The sequence below is a fragment of the Mesorhizobium kowhaii genome, from assembly GCF_042431665.1.
GTDB lineage: Bacteria > Pseudomonadota > Alphaproteobacteria > Rhizobiales > Rhizobiaceae > Mesorhizobium > Mesorhizobium kowhaii.
In genome coordinates, this window is the sequence record NZ_JBHLYT010000005.1 from 144,473 (window position 1) to 158,829 (window position 14,357).

Here is a 14,357-nt window from a genome sequence, read left to right on the forward strand (position 1 = left end):
GGGCCGAAAATGAAAACCCGGGCTGAAAATGAAAACGGGCGCGACATAAGCCGCGCCCGCTTCGATTTACGATCTCGGACCGATCAGGCGGCGTTTTCTTCGCCTTCGGTCTTCTTGTCGCGGGCGAGTTCCTTGCCGGTGGCCTGGTCGACGACCTTCATCGACAGGCGGACCTTGCCGCGCTCGTCGAAGCCCATCAGCTTGACCCAGACCTTGTCGCCTTCCTTGACGACGTCCGAGGTCTTGGCAACCCTGTCGTTGGCAAGCTGCGAGATGTGGACGAGGCCGTCACGCGGACCGAAGAAGTTGACGAAAGCGCCGAAGTCGGCGGTCTTGACGACCGTGCCTTCGTAGATCTCGCCGACTTCCGGCTCGGCGACGATGGTGTGGATCCACTTCTTCGCCGCCTCGATCTCCTTGGCGTTCGACGAAGCGATCTTGACCGTGCCGTCGTCCTCGATGTTGATCTTGGCGCCGGTCTTTTCGACGATTTCGCGGATGACCTTGCCGCCCGAGCCGATGACGTCACGGATCTTGTCGGTCGGGATGTGCATGACCTCGATGCGCGGTGCGAACTCACCTAGCTCCGAACGCGCGCCGGAGAGCGCATTCGACATCTCGCCGAGGATATGCAGACGGCCGTCCTTGGCCTGGCCAAGCGCGATCTGCATGATCTCCTCGGTGATGCCATCGATCTTGATGTCCATCTGCAGCGAGGTGATGCCGTTGGCGGTGCCGGCGACCTTGAAGTCCATGTCGCCGAGGTGATCCTCGTCGCCAAGGATGTCGGAGAGAACGGCGAAGCGCTCGCCTTCCTTGATCAGGCCCATGGCGATACCGGCGACGGGCTTGGCCAGCGGAACACCAGCATCCATCAGCGCCAGCGAGGTGCCGCAGACGGTCGCCATCGACGACGAGCCGTTGGACTCGGTGATCTCCGAGACGACGCGCAGCGTGTAGGGGAACTGGTCAGCGCTCGGCAGCATCGGGCGGATAGCGCGCCAGGCGAGCTTGCCATGGCCGATTTCGCGGCGGCCCGGCGAACCCATGCGGCCGGTTTCACCGACGGAGTAGGGAGGGAAGTTGTAGTGAAGGAGGAACTTCTCCTTGTACATGCCGGTCAGCGAATCGACATACTGCTCGTCCTCGCCGGTGCCGAGCGTGGCAACGACCAGCGCCTGGGTCTCGCCGCGGGTGAACAGTGCCGAACCGTGGGTGCGCGGCAGGACGCCGACTTCGGAGACGATCTTGCGGACGGTCTTGAGGTCGCGGCCATCGATGCGCGAGCCGGTGTCGAGGATGTTCCAGCGCACGACCTTGGCCTGGAGTTCCTTGAACACGGTGCCGATCTGTTCGGACGTGTACTTGGCCTCTTCGCCTTCAGCCGGAGCAAACGCGGCCTTGACCTTCGCCTTGACGGCGTCGACGGCGGCGTAGCGCTTCTGCTTGTCGATGTTCTTGTAGGCATCGCGAAGCTCGCCTTCGACGATCTTCAGCATTTCGGCTTCGAGCGCGGAATAGTCCGGCGCGGTGAAGTCGCGCGGTTCCTTGGCGGCAACTTCGGCCAGCTTGATGATGGCGTCGATGACCGGCTGGAAGCCCTTGTGGCCGAACATGACGGCGCCGAGCATCAGCTCTTCGCCGAGTTCCTTGGCTTCGGACTCGACCATCAGAACGGCGTCGGTGGTGCCGGCGACGACGAGGTCAAGCTTGGATTCCTGCATCTCGTCGACATGCGGGTTGAGCACGTATTCGCCGTTGATGTAGCCGACGCGGGCGCCGCCGATCGGGCCCATGAAGGGAACGCCCGAAAGGGTCAGGGCCGCCGAGGTGGCAACGATCGACAGGATGTCGGGATCGTTCTCGAGGTCATGCTGAACGACGGTGACGACGATCTGCGTGTCGTTCTTGTAGCCTGCGGCGAACAGCGGGCGGATCGGGCGGTCGATGAGGCGGGAAACCAGCGTTTCCTTCTCGCTCGGACGGCCTTCACGCTTGAAATAGCCGCCCGGGATCTTGCCGGCGGCGTAGGTCTTTTCCTGGTAGTTGACGGTCAGCGGGAAGAAATCGAGGCCGGGCTTGGGCTCCTTCATCGAAACGACGGTGGCGAGAACCTTGGTCTCACCGTAGGTCGCGAGCACCGCGCCGTCGGCCTGGCGCGCGATCTTGCCGGTTTCGAGGATGAGCGGACGACCGCCCCATTCGATTTCCACTTTGTGGTGATTGAACATATCTTGTCCTTAATAAGCGGAAAGGGCCGCGCCGTTTCACGGTGCGCGGATGCCCTTTCCCTGGCTTCCTTTCTCGGGCAGCCACGGGCAAGACAACGGGAAGCTCGGTGATTTCAGCGCGGCGAGCGCGCGAGCGTCCTGCAATCCTGCCCCATGACCGTCCATGGGCGGTTTCGAGTGGCCCTCTGCATGCTCGAAACCGGGTCTGGCCAGTCGATACGACTGGCAGAATGCGCGACCGGCGGGCCCTCCGAAGAAAGCCCGCCGGTCAATTCGTCAACGGCGCAGACCGAGCTTCTCGATCAACGTCTGGTAGCGCGCGTCGTCCTTGCGCTTGAGATAATCAAGCAGGCTGCGGCGCTGGGAGACGAGGGCGAGCAGACCACGGCGGGAATGGTTATCCTTCTTGTGGTCCTTGAAATGGTCGGTCAGGTTCTTGATGCGCTCGGAAAGGATGGCCACCTGGACTTCCGGAGACCCGGTATCGCCCTTGGCGGTTGCGAATTCACCCATCAATTCCTGTTTGCGCTCGGCAGTAATCGACATCGTGTTTTTCCTTATCTGTTTGAGGAAACGGGTCGCCCTCAGCCGGGATGTCGTCCAGCAGGGGCCGGTACAAGCAAAGCGTCTTAGCGCTATGCTGCGGCGCATATAGTGCAATTCCCCGGAAAACACCAGCCCAATTCACAAGCCGGCTTTTCAGCCCCTAATGGCGGGTTTTATCCTTGTCAAAGCCATTTCTTCCATTTGAAGAAGGCGATCAGCCCAAACGCGACAAGCGCCATGAACAGCAGCGATGCCGGATAGCCATAATAGGCTTTTAGCTCCGGCATATTCCAGGGCGAAGACTGTGGATCGAAATTCATGCCCCAGATGCCGACCAGAAAGGTGAGCGGCATGAAGATGACCGAGACGATGGTGAGATAGCTGATGACGTCGTTGGTACGCGCCTGGCTCAGTGACAGATGCATCTCGATCAGGCCGGTCAGCATGTCGCGCTGGGTTTCGACCAGTTCGATAAGCCTGAGCGAATGGTCGAGCGTGTCGTTGAGAAAGATCTTGGTTTCGGCCTTCACATAGGGCACGTCGTTGCGGATCAGCGTTGCCAGCGCATCGCGCATCGGCCACAGCACCCCCTTCAGCACATTGGCGTCGCGCCGCAATTCATGCAGTTGCCGCATCTGATGCTTGTGCGGCGAATTCAGCATCTCGTCCTCGATGCCGTCGACCAGCTCACCGGCGGCCTCGATCGGCGGAAAATAGCTGTCGACGACGGCGTCGATCAGCGCGTAGGCGAGGTAGTCGGCGCCGCGCGCGCGCAACCGGTTGGGCGCCGAGCTTTCGATGCGCTTGCGCACGGGATCGAACGGGTCGCCTTCACGCTCCTGGAAGGTGACGACGAAGTTCTTGCCAAAGAAGACGGCGATCTGCTCGTAGCGATGCGACGTGACATCGTCGATCATCCTGACGACGACAAAGGCATGATCCTCGAAGAAGTCGACCTTCGGCCGCTGGCCGGTGTTGACGACGTCCTCCAGCGCCAGCGGATGCAGGCTGAAAATGCGGCCGATCTCCTCGATCAGCGGAATGTTGGCGAGGCCGGTGCAGTCGAGCCAGATGACCGGCCATTTGTCGCAATGGGTGTTGAGGTCGTCGATGCTGGCGTTTTCGATGGTCTTGAATTTCTGCGGCGAGATCAGGGTCAGCCGCAGTTCCGAGCGCCGCGCCGCCGGATCGGCGATCAGCGTGCCAGGAGACGCACCGACCGGCGGCCGTCGCGTCTTCACGGGCGCCCGCTTTTTCACCACCTCGGCCTTTGCCATGTGCCCCTCGAGCGTAAAGTCGAATTGAAGTTAGACGAGAGCCATCACCCGGCAAAGACCCGCTTGGGCTTGAACATGCCTTGCTCGATGGCACCTATGGCGACCAGCTTGCCGCGCGCCGTGGCGCAGGCTTCTTCGGCTTCCACCGGTGCGTCGCGGCCGCGGATGATGACCGGATTGCCGAGGCGGATCTTCGTCGCCGCGTCGTCGCTGATGGCGATCTGCGGCAGGCAGTCGAGGGCCGCTGATGTATCCACCAGAAGCGCATCGATGGCGTCGAAGTCGATTGGCGCTTCCACCACGTCAGCGGCTTCTATCGTGTCAGCGGCGTCTGTCGCGTCTGGGTTGTCTTCACCCGGCGTACCGAAACGGGCGGCTTCCAGTTCGGCGATGGTGACGAAATCCTCCGGGGTGAACGGCTCGACCTCGACCCGGCGCAGTTCGGAAATATGGCCGCAGCAGCCGAGGTCGCGGCCCATGTCGCGGGCCAGCGAGCGCACATAGGTGCCCTTGCCGCATTCGACCTCGAAAACGGTATGGTCGGTGTCGTGCTCGATCACTTCCAACCGACCGATCTCGATCTCCCGCGCGGGTATGTCGACCGTCGCGCCGTCGCGGGCCAGATCATAGGCGCGCTCGCCTGCGATCTTGATGGCCGAGAATTGCGGCGGCGTCTGCATGATGACGCCGGTGTATTTCGGCAGCAGCGCAATCACTTCGGCTTCCGACGGACGCAAGTCAGAGCTCTTCGTCACCGGACCTTCGAGATCATCGGTGGAGCGCTCCTGCCCCCAGGCAACGGTGAAGCGATAGATCTTGGCGCCGTCCTGCACGTAAGGCACGGTCTTGGTGGCTTCGCCGAGCGCGATTGGCAGCATGCCGGAGGCGAGCGGGTCGAGTGTGCCGGCATGGCCGGCCTTTTCCGCCTGGAACAGCCATTTGATCTTGGAGACGGCTTCGGTCGAACCCATGCCGACCGGCTTGTCCAGGACCAGCCAGCCCGAGATCGGCCGGCCCTTCTTCTTGCCGCGACGCGCCACTATTCGGTGTCCTTGTTGTCGTCTTTGTCCTGGTCTTCGGGGGCCAGATCGCGCGCCACTTCGGGCGACTTCAAGAGATCGTTGATCCTGGCGAAATTGTCGAAGGAGGTGTCGAGCTTGAAGCGGAACTCCGGCATGAACTTCATCTGCCGCAGCGCGCCGGAGACACGGCCACGCACGAATTTCGCATGCTTGTTCAGCGCCTCGACCACCGCATCGGTATCCTTGGCGCCGAGCGGCGAGACGAAAGCGGTGGCGACCTTCAGGTCGGGCGACATGCGCACTTCCGAGACCGAAACCACGGTATTCTCGATCAGCGGATCGATGATCTCGCCGCGCTGCAAGGTTTCGGACAGCGCATGGCGGACCTGTTCGGCGACGCGCAGCATGCGCTGGGATGGGCTGGATGTGGTTGGACGGGGCATTTTTCTCGATCCTGAAAGCGTGAGGCGCGGGATGGGACCGTGCCACATGTCTCATATGGTCATTCTCAATAGGACCTGCTCAATAGACTTGGGGGCGGCGGTCTTTCGACCACCCGCCCGGTATGGACAAGTCACTCGAACTCAGAGTGTCCGGGTCACCATCTCGACGCGGAAGCACTCGATGACGTCGCCGACGCGCATGTCCTCGTAGTTCTGGAAGGCCATGCCGCACTCCTGGCCGCCGGGAACTTCCGCAACCTCGTCCTTGAAGCGCTTCAGGGTCTTCAGCGTGCCTTCGTGGATGACAACATTGTCGCGGATCAGGCGCACGCCAGCACCACGCTCGACCTTGCCTTCGGTGACACGGCAGCCGGCGATCTTGCCGACCTTGGTGATGTCGAAGATTTCGAGGATCTGCGCATTGCCGATGAAGGTCTCGCGACGCTCCGGCGACAGCAGGCCCGATAGAGCCGCCTTCACGTCATCCACAAGGTTGTAGATGATCGAGTAGTAGCGGATCTCGATGCCCGCAGCAGCGGCAGCGGCACGTGCCTGCACGTTGGCGCGGACGTTGAAGCCGATGATCGCCGCACCCGAAGTCTCCGCCAGCGACACGTCGCTTTCGGTGATGGCACCGGCGCCGGCATGGACGATGCGCGCACGCACCTCGTCGGTGCCAAGCTTGTCCAGCGCCGCATTGATCGCCTCGATCGAGCCCTGCACGTCGCCCTTGATGACCAGCGGGAATTCCTTCAGCCCGCTCGTCTGCAACTGCGACATCATCTGCTCGAGCGAACCGCGCTGACCGGCATGCTTGGCCACAGCCTTCTCGCGCGCCAGACGCTGGCGGTATTCGGTGATCTCGCGGGCACGGGCTTCGTTGTTGACCACGGCGAAGCGGTCGCCGGCCTGCGGGGTACCCTGCAGGCCAAGCACTTCCACCGGCATCGCCGGCGGTGCTTCCTTGATCTGCCCGCCACGATCGTTGACCAGTGCGCGCACCCGGCCCCATTCGTTGCCGGCAACAAGGATGTCGCCCGGCATCAGCGTGCCGGTCTGCACCAGCACGGTGGCTACGGGGCCACGGCCCTTGTCGAGCTGGGCTTCGATGACGACACCCTCGGCGGTACGGTCCGGATTGGCCTTGAGGTCGAGGATTTCGGCCTGCAGCAGGATCGCTTCGAGCAGCTTGTCGAGATTGGTGCCTTTGGTCGCCGACACTTCGACGTCCAGCACTTCACCGCCCATGGATTCGACGAAGACCTCGTGGCGCAGCAGTTCGGAGCGCACCTTCTGCGGATCGGCATCATGCTTGTCGATCTTGTTGATCGCCACGATGATCGGGACGCCGGCCGCCTTGGCGTGGCTGATCGATTCGATCGTCTGCGGCATGACGCTGTCGTCGGCCGCAACCACCAGGATGGCGATATCGGTCGCCTGGGCGCCGCGGGCGCGCATCGCCGTGAAGGCGGCGTGGCCGGGCGTGTCGATGAAGGTGATCTTGTGACCGTTCTTCTCGACCTGATAGGCGCCGATATGCTGGGTGATGCCACCGGCTTCGCCGGAGACGACATTGGCGTTGCGGATGGCGTCGAGCAGCGAGGTCTTGCCGTGATCGACATGGCCCATGATCGTCACGACAGGCGGACGCGTCACCAGGTCCTCGGCATTGTCGGCGATGTTGAACAGGCCTTCCTCGATGTCGGATTCGGCGACGCGGCGAACCGTATGGCCGAATTCGGTGGCAACCAGCTCCGCCGTATCGGCGTCGATGACGTCGCCCGGCTTCAGGATCTGGCCCTGCTTCATGAAGAACTTGACCAGGTCGACCGCACGCTCGGACATGCGCTGCGCCAGTTCCTGGATGGTGATGGTCTCTGGCAAGATCACTTCGCGCATGACTTTCTCGCGCGGCTCATTGTGCATCGCGCGCTTGAATTTTTCCTGGCGGCGACGCATCGACGACAGCGAACGGGCCCGCGCGTCCTCATCGGACAATGCGGAATTTAGCGTCAGCTTGCCACGGCGGCGGTCTTCCTCGGCCTTGGTCGGCTTGGCCGGACGCGCCACTTCAGGCGTGACCGGGCGGCGCACCGGGGCACCGGCGCCAGTCCGCTTCGGCTTGACCTCTTCCTCGTCGTCGACCGTCGCCAGTTCAGCGGCCAGCGGCGCACGGCGGCGTGCCTCTTCCTCGGCGCGACGGCGGGATTCGGCCTCGGTCTGCAGCCGCGCCTCTTCCTCGGCCTGGCGGCGCGCGGATTCCTCGCGTTCGCGGCGACGGCGCTCTTCGTCCTCGGCGCGGCGCTTGGCGTCCTCGGCGGCGCGCTGACGGTCCTCGACCTCGCGTACCTTCGAGCCTTCGAGCGCCCTGCGGCGCGCTTCCATTTCACTGCGCGACAGTTCGTTCAGCACCATGCCGCTGCGCTCGACCGGTGGCGGCGGCGGTGGTGGCGGCGCCTTCGGCGCTTCCTGCACGACGGGTGCTGCCACAACCGCCGGCTTCGGCGTGAAGACGGGGGCGGCAACCGGCTCCGGCTTGTCGCCGGGCATCGAGAACTTGCGCTTTTTGGTTTCGACGACGACCTGCTTGGTGCGGCCGTGCGAGAAGTTCTGGCGCACGGTGCCCTGTTCCATCCCGGGGCGCTTCAGCGTCAAGGTCTTCTTCGGCGTCACACTCAGCGTATTGTCGTCACCCGATTTCGTATCGCTCATTCCATATCCTCTGCGGCATCATCTTCGTCAGCAACAGCCGCAAGCATTGCCAGATCGTCCGGGGAACCGCCCCGATACCGGTCGAGCGCAACCATGCGCTTCTGGACCGCCCTGCCCGCGTCTCCCGCGAGAACGGCAGCATGTATCACATTTGTACCCCCCAATGCCAAGCTCAACTCGGCCTCGGAGAAAAGTTTGTAGGCAAGGATAGCGGGCCCGCCGAGATGGACTGTTGCCCGTCGCGCCTGGCTGATCTTACGCACGCCGTCGTCGGACGCCTCAGTCGCGTGGAGCACGAAAAGTGCCAATCCGCCACGCACCGCGCTCTCGACCTTGGTGGCTCCAAGAGAAATTGCGCCTGCCTTGCGGGCGAGCCCAAGCATGCCCAGAGCGGATCTGGAAAGCAGCCCGTCGACCATGCCGCCAAGATCGGGCGGCACGACCACCTGTGCCTTGAAGGCGCGGGCAAAAAGGTTCTTCGCCGCAGCCTTGTCGATATGTAGGCGGTCGGCGCTCACCCAGCAACCACGGCCGGGCAGATTTCTCTTGATGTCGGGTACGACGGCCGAATCCGGGCCGACGACGAACCGGATCAATTCATCCGGTTCGGCCTGCCTGCGGGTGACGATGCAGGTGCGATCGTTCATCTCGTCCAAGGGCGGGTTCGGTGCGATGCGGTTTCACCTCACGCACCAACGGCTTCGTCAGCCGGTTCTTCGGCTGGAAGCTCGTCTTCGGTGATCCAGCCAGCCTTGAGGCGGGCGGCCAGAACCATCTGCTCGGCATCGGCGCGTGTCACGCCATGACTGGCCAGCACACCCGGATACACCTTGGTCTCGCCGTCCTTGCGTTCCTTCCAGCCGGTCAGGTCGTCGGCGGCATAGCCGGCGAAATCCTCGATCGTCTTCACGCCGTCCTCGCCGAGCGTCACCATCATGGCGGTGGTGACGCCGGGGATTTCGCGCAGCTCGTCGGAGACGCCGAGCGCCTTGCGCTTGTCGTCGTGTTCGGCTTCGATCTTCTCCAGATACTCGCGGGCGCGGGTCTGGATTTCCGAAGCGGTGTCTTCGTCGAAGCCATCGATCGAGGCGATCTCGCCGGAATCGACATAAGCGACTTCCTCGACGCTGGTGAAGCCTTCTGAGGCCAGCACCTGGCCGACCATCTCGTCGACGTCGAGGGCTTCCATGAACAGCGACGAACGCTCGACGAATTCCTTCTGGCGACGCTCGGATTCCTCGGCCTCGGTCAGGATGTCGATATCCCAGCCGGTCAGCTGCGAAGCGAGCCGCACGTTCTGGCCGCGGCGGCCGATGGCCAGCGACAGCTGATCGTCGGGAACCACAACCTCGATGCGTTCGGCATCCTCGTCGAGCACAACCTTGGCGACTTCCGCCGGCTGCAGCGCGTTGACGATGAAGGAGGCGGCCGATGGCGACCACGGAATGATGTCGATCTTCTCGCCCTGCAACTCGCCGACGACGGCCTGGACGCGGCTGCCGCGCATACCGACGCAGGCGCCGACCGGATCGATCGAAGAATCACGCGAGATGACGGCGATCTTGGCACGCGAGCCGGGGTCGCGGGCGACCGACTTGATCTCGATGATGCCGTCATAGATTTCCGGCACTTCCATAGTGAAGAGCTTGGCCATGAACTGCGGATGGGTGCGCGACAGGAAGATCTGCGGGCCGCGCTGCTCGCGGCGCACGTCGTAGACATAGGCGCGGACGCGGTCGCCATATTTGTAGTTTTCGCGCGGGATCAGTTCGTCGCGACGGATGATCGCCTCGCCACGGCCGAGATCGACGATAACGTTGCCGTATTCGACACGCTTGACGGTGCCGTTGACGATCTCGCCGATGCGGTCCTTATATTCGTCGTACTGGCGGTCACGCTCGGCCTCGCGCACCTTCTGCACGATGACCTGCTTGGCCGACTGGGCGGCGATGCGGCCGAAATCCATCGGCGGCAGCTGTTCGGCGATGAAGTCGCCAAGCTGGGCGTCGGGATTGCGCTCGCGCGCCGAGGAAATGGCGATCTGGGTGGCGTAGTCGTCGACTTTCTCGACCACTTCCATCAGCCGCTGCAGCTTCATCTCGCCGGTGTTCGGGTTGATGTCGGCGCGGATGTTGGTCTCCTGACCGTAACGCGAGCGCGCGGCCTTCTGGATCGCATCGGCCATGGCGGCGATGACGATCGACTTGTCGATCGACTTTTCACGCGCGACCGCATCGGCAATCTGCAGCAGTTCAAGCCTGTTGGCGCTTACAACCATCGTTTTTCTCCCGAGCTTGTTTGCCGGACCTTTGCGCCCGGCAGCTCAATCATAGTTCCTGTTCGGTTTCGTTTTCCGCGCCGGCTTCCGCACCCTCGGGCGCATCGTCGTCCGGTTCGCCGCGGCGTTTCTTGGCTTCCTTGCGCGCTCTGTTGTCTTTCGACAGGGCATCGCGAATGAGATCGTCGGTCAGGATCAGGCGCGTTTCGGAAATCGCGTCATAGGGGACCCGAACCGTCGGCTCCTCGCCATAGGCGGCCTTTTCGCGCTCGATCAGCACATCGCTATCACCGGCCTCAACGATCTTGCCCTTGAACCGCTTGCGGTCGGCGACGATGATCGATGTCTCCATCTTGACCAGGTGGCCGGTCCAGGTCGCGAAATCCGATTTGCGGACAAGCGGCCGGTCGATGCCGGGCGACGAGACTTCGAGATGATAGGCCTTCTCGATCGGGTCATCGACGTCGAGGGCTGGCGACACCGCGCGGCTGACCTCTTCGCAATCCTCGACGGTCATGGTGCCGTCCTCGCGCTCGGCCATGATTTGCAGCGTCAGCCCGTTCTGGCCCGACAGATGCACCCGCACGAGGCGGAAGCCGATGCCGCGCAGAACCGGCTGGACGATCAGCGCGATGCGCGCATCGATGCCGCTTTCGCGGATGATGCGGTCGTCGCCCTCGTTTGCCGTTGCAGTCATTCGATCCCTGTCGTTCTACCCGAAGATATCGGCAGGTAATAAAAAAGAGCGGGACCGGGTGGACCCACTCTTCGTCATACCGACCAAGAATTTGAGGCTGATATAAACGATCATGGCCGTTGTTTCAAGCCCGCCGTACCCGCGCCGACAAAAGCCATGGCACCGCCAGCGTTGCGCCAGACGCATGGCCTCCATGCGGTAGTGCCCCTGTGAGCATCAACGTTGCATCACCATTTATGTTGCATCGCACAAAGATGACTACACGTCACAGCAGCGAAAGGATATCACAATGACCAACCGCAAGATATTATCCGCCATAGGCGATCTCTTCACGACATTTGGCAGTGCAGTGGCGGCTTCGCGTGCCGTGGAAGCCGGCCGCAAGCCGCGCGCGGACGACCTGCGCAAGCTCGGTATAGATCCGGCTGTCTTCAACAGGATCGGCCGTTTCTAAACATTTGGCGGGCGGATGGCGTTCGGCTTTGCCCCTCGGCGGACGCCGGAGGCGGTGCGCCATGAGCGCGCTTACGTCCGAACGAAGGTAAGATAGGCCGGCCGCCGGCCTTCGCGAATGGCCTTTGCCTCGTAACGCGTGCCCGGCCAGCCATCGTAAGGCCGATGCCAATCCGCCGCCTCCAAAGCCTGCCACGCGAACGCGTCATGCGCCCGGCAATGCAGCAAGGTCCAGTTCACATAGGTGTCGATATCGGACGCAAAGCGGAATTTTGAACCCGGCTTCAGCACGCGCGCGAAACGGTCGAGATTGATCGGGCTGACGAAACGCCGCTTCCAGTGCTTCTTCTTTGGCCAAGGATCCGGATAGAGAAGATCGATACCGGCGAGCGAAGCTTGCGGCAGCCAGTCGAGCAGCCGGGTGGCGTCGTCGTCATAAACCCTGAGATTGGCGAGCGGCTTCTCCCTCACCGCCATCATCATCTTGGCCATGCCATTGACGAAGGGCTCGACGCCGATAAAGCCGGTCGAGGGCGCCTCGGTGGCGCGATGCAGGAGATGTTCGCCGCCGCCGAAGCCGATTTCGAGACGAACCGCCGAAACATCCGCTGCAAACAGAGTGCTCAGATCAGCCGGCGGTTCAGCCGTCAGATCGAGCCGATACGTGCCGAAACCGCTTTCCAGCGCGGCCGCCTGCTGCGGACGCATGGTCTTGCCGCGCCGGCGACCGAAGAAGGCTTCGGTCGCGCGGCTTGGTCTGTCCTTCGGGTCCATGAGCAGGACTTTGCGGCGCCGCTGTCAGGCGGCGACCGCGTCCTTGAGCGCCTTGGCGAGATCGGTCTTTTCCCAGGAGAAGGACCCGTCGCGGCCGGCCTTGCGGCCGAAATGGCCGTAAGACGACGTCTTGGCGTAGATCGGCTTGTTGAGATCGAGATGGCGGCGGATGCCTGAAGGCGACAGATCCATCACGGAGCGCAGCGCCTCCTCGAGCTTGGCCTCGTCAACCTTGCCGGTGCCGTGCAGGTCGACATAGACCGACAGCGGCTGGGCAACGCCGATGGCGTAGGAAAGCTGGATGGTGCAGCGGTCGGCGAGTTTCGCCGCCACGACGTTCTTGGCGAGGTAGCGCGCCGCATAGGCCGCCGAACGATCGACCTTGGTGGTGTCCTTGCCCGAAAAAGCGCCGCCGCCATGCGGTGCGGCACCGCCATAGGTGTCGACGATGATCTTGCGGCCAGTCAGCCCGGCGTCGCCATCCGGCCCGCCAATGACGAACTTGCCGGTCGGGTTGATGTACCACATGCAGTTGTCGGCGATCTTGAGGTCGCCCAGTGCCTCGCGGATATAGGGTTCGACGACCTTGCGGACCTTCTTCGAATCCCAGCTCGCATCGAGATGCTGTGTCGACAACACGATCTGCGTCGCCTCGGCAGCCTTGCCGTCGACGTAGCGGACCGTCACCTGGCTCTTGGCGTCCGGACCGAGCTTGCCGGCTTCACCGCTGCCTTCGTGGCGGGCGGCGGCCAGCAGTTCGAGGATCTTGTGGCTGTAGTAGATCGGCGCCGGCATCAGATCCGGCGTCTCGCGGCAGGCGTAACCAAACATGATGCCCTGGTCGCCGGCACCTTCCTCGCCCTGACGGTCGGACGCGTTGTCGACGCCCTGGCCGATATCCGGCGACTGGCCGTGCAGCAGGACCTCGATCTTCGCGGTCTTCCAGTGGAAGCCGGCCTGCTCATAGCCGATTTCGCGGATCGCCTTGCGGGCAACCGACTTGAACTTCGCCGGATTGACGACCGGATGGCCGGCGGTATCTTTGAGGATGTTGCCTTCCTTGTCCTTCTTCAGCAGCGTCTCGGGGACGCGCACTTCGCCAGCGATGACGACGCGGTTGGTGGTGGCCAGCGTCTCGCAGGCGACACGGACTTTCCATGGGTCCATGCCGGTCTTCTTGGCTTCGCGATAGACCAGATCGACGATCTCGTCGGAGATCCGGTCGCAGACTTTGTCGGGATGGCCCTCGGCAACGGATTCCGAGGTAAAGAAGTAATTCTGCCGCGTCACGGGTGTCCCCTCTTGAAAAAACGATCGGCAGGCTGCCGATTTTGGCGCGCCACGTGTTAGCGGGGCAAAGCGCCGCTCGTCAAGCGGTGCTGCCGATCTGGCATGAATGTCGATGCAGTTATCTTGTGCCACCGGCGGCAGGCTGCCGCCGGTTAGAGCAGGATTGCGGATCAGTCGGGATCATCAGTGGAGAGCGACTTGACAAGGTCTATGATCCTGCGGCGCACCTTGGCGTCGGCGATCTTGACGAAGGCCCGGTTGAGCTGAAGGCCTTCAGGACTGCCGCAGAATTCGACGGCGAAAGCCATCGACGCGTCCTCGGCAAAGCCACGGCCGGGTACGGCCTCCTGACCGGGCGCATCCTCGAAAAAGAAAGCGACAGGCACGCCGAGAATGGACGCGATCGCTTGCAGACGGCTGGCGCCGACGCGGTTGGTGCCCTTTTCATATTTCTGAATCTGTTGAAATGTGATGCCGAGGTTCTCGCCCAGTTTCTCCTGGCTCATTCCCAGCATATTGCGGCGAAGCCGGATGCGACTGCCGACATGGATATCGATCGGATTCGGTTTCTTCTTGTTGTCTTCTGTCATTTTTTCCTCGCCGAATTTTTTCGGCTTTCTCTATTTTTTCTTGC

13 protein-coding genes are annotated in these 14,357 nt (G+C 62.7%); 1 reads left to right on the top strand and 12 read right to left on the bottom strand.

The window, feature by feature from the left end:
* Positions 1-83 precede the first annotated feature (83 nt).
* The 9 genes from pnp to rimP all read right to left on the bottom strand — a co-directional run bounded on the left by pnp (position 84) and on the right by rimP (position 11,206).
* Positions 84-2,231 (bottom strand): polyribonucleotide nucleotidyltransferase, encoded by a 2,148-nt coding sequence (pnp, locus tag ACFFNA_RS04225; RefSeq protein WP_378915845.1) that lies wholly within the window; start codon positions 2,229-2,231, stop codon positions 84-86.
* Positions 2,232-2,507: 276 nt separating this feature from the next.
* Entirely contained in the window at positions 2,508-2,882 is a 375-nt protein-coding gene (gene rpsO, locus ACFFNA_RS04230; RefSeq protein ID WP_274533684.1) for a 30S ribosomal protein S15, read from the bottom strand.
* Between the two features lie 77 nt (positions 2,883-2,959).
* The gene (gene corA, locus ACFFNA_RS04235; RefSeq protein ID WP_111544681.1) at positions 2,960-4,054 is read right to left on the bottom strand and encodes a magnesium/cobalt transporter CorA; all 1,095 of its coding nucleotides are present in this window, start codon (positions 4,052-4,054) and stop codon (positions 2,960-2,962) included.
* Between the two features lie 44 nt (positions 4,055-4,098).
* Entirely contained in the window at positions 4,099-5,094 is a 996-nt protein-coding gene (gene truB, locus ACFFNA_RS04240) for a tRNA pseudouridine(55) synthase TruB (protein WP_378915848.1), read from the bottom strand.
* Positions 5,094-5,519: a 30S ribosome-binding factor RbfA gene (gene rbfA / locus ACFFNA_RS04245; protein WP_111544683.1), complete on the bottom strand. Its 426-nt coding sequence runs from the start codon at positions 5,517-5,519 to the stop codon at positions 5,094-5,096. The genes truB and rbfA overlap by 1 nt, the downstream gene beginning before the upstream one ends.
* Positions 5,520-5,660: 141 nt before the next feature.
* A complete protein-coding gene (gene infB / locus ACFFNA_RS04250; protein ID WP_111544684.1) occupies positions 5,661-8,231 on the bottom strand; it encodes a translation initiation factor IF-2 in 2,571 nt (856 codons plus the stop codon).
* A complete protein-coding gene (locus ACFFNA_RS04255; RefSeq protein WP_111544685.1) occupies positions 8,228-8,878 on the bottom strand; it encodes an RNA-binding protein in 651 nt (216 codons plus the stop codon). The genes infB and ACFFNA_RS04255 overlap by 4 nt, the downstream gene beginning before the upstream one ends.
* A gap of 38 nt (positions 8,879-8,916) precedes the next feature.
* A complete protein-coding gene (gene nusA / locus ACFFNA_RS04260; protein WP_111544686.1) occupies positions 8,917-10,509 on the bottom strand; it encodes a transcription termination factor NusA in 1,593 nt (530 codons plus the stop codon).
* A gap of 49 nt (positions 10,510-10,558) precedes the next feature.
* Positions 10,559-11,206 (bottom strand): ribosome maturation factor RimP, encoded by a 648-nt coding sequence (gene rimP / locus ACFFNA_RS04265; RefSeq protein WP_378915852.1) that lies wholly within the window; start codon positions 11,204-11,206, stop codon positions 10,559-10,561.
* A gap of 289 nt (positions 11,207-11,495) precedes the next feature.
* On the opposite strand from rimP, the gene ACFFNA_RS04270 reads away from it, so the two are divergent.
* Entirely contained in the window at positions 11,496-11,660 is a 165-nt protein-coding gene (locus ACFFNA_RS04270) for a hypothetical protein (protein ID WP_378915855.1), read from the top strand.
* Between the two features lie 71 nt (positions 11,661-11,731).
* Here ACFFNA_RS04270 and trmB read toward each other — a convergent pair whose 3' ends face one another.
* The 3 genes from trmB to ACFFNA_RS04285 form a co-directional block, all read right to left on the bottom strand.
* Positions 11,732-12,433: a tRNA (guanine(46)-N(7))-methyltransferase TrmB gene (gene trmB, locus ACFFNA_RS04275; RefSeq protein WP_111544689.1), complete on the bottom strand. Its 702-nt coding sequence runs from the start codon at positions 12,431-12,433 to the stop codon at positions 11,732-11,734.
* 24 nt (positions 12,434-12,457) lie between these two features.
* A complete protein-coding gene (gene metK, locus ACFFNA_RS04280) occupies positions 12,458-13,723 on the bottom strand; it encodes a methionine adenosyltransferase (protein ID WP_378915857.1) in 1,266 nt (421 codons plus the stop codon).
* Positions 13,724-13,893: 170 nt separating this feature from the next.
* On the bottom strand, positions 13,894-14,313 hold the full coding sequence (locus tag ACFFNA_RS04285) for a helix-turn-helix domain-containing protein (RefSeq protein ID WP_111544691.1): 420 nt from the start codon (positions 14,311-14,313) through the stop codon (positions 13,894-13,896).
* Between the last annotated feature and the right edge of the window lie 44 nt (positions 14,314-14,357).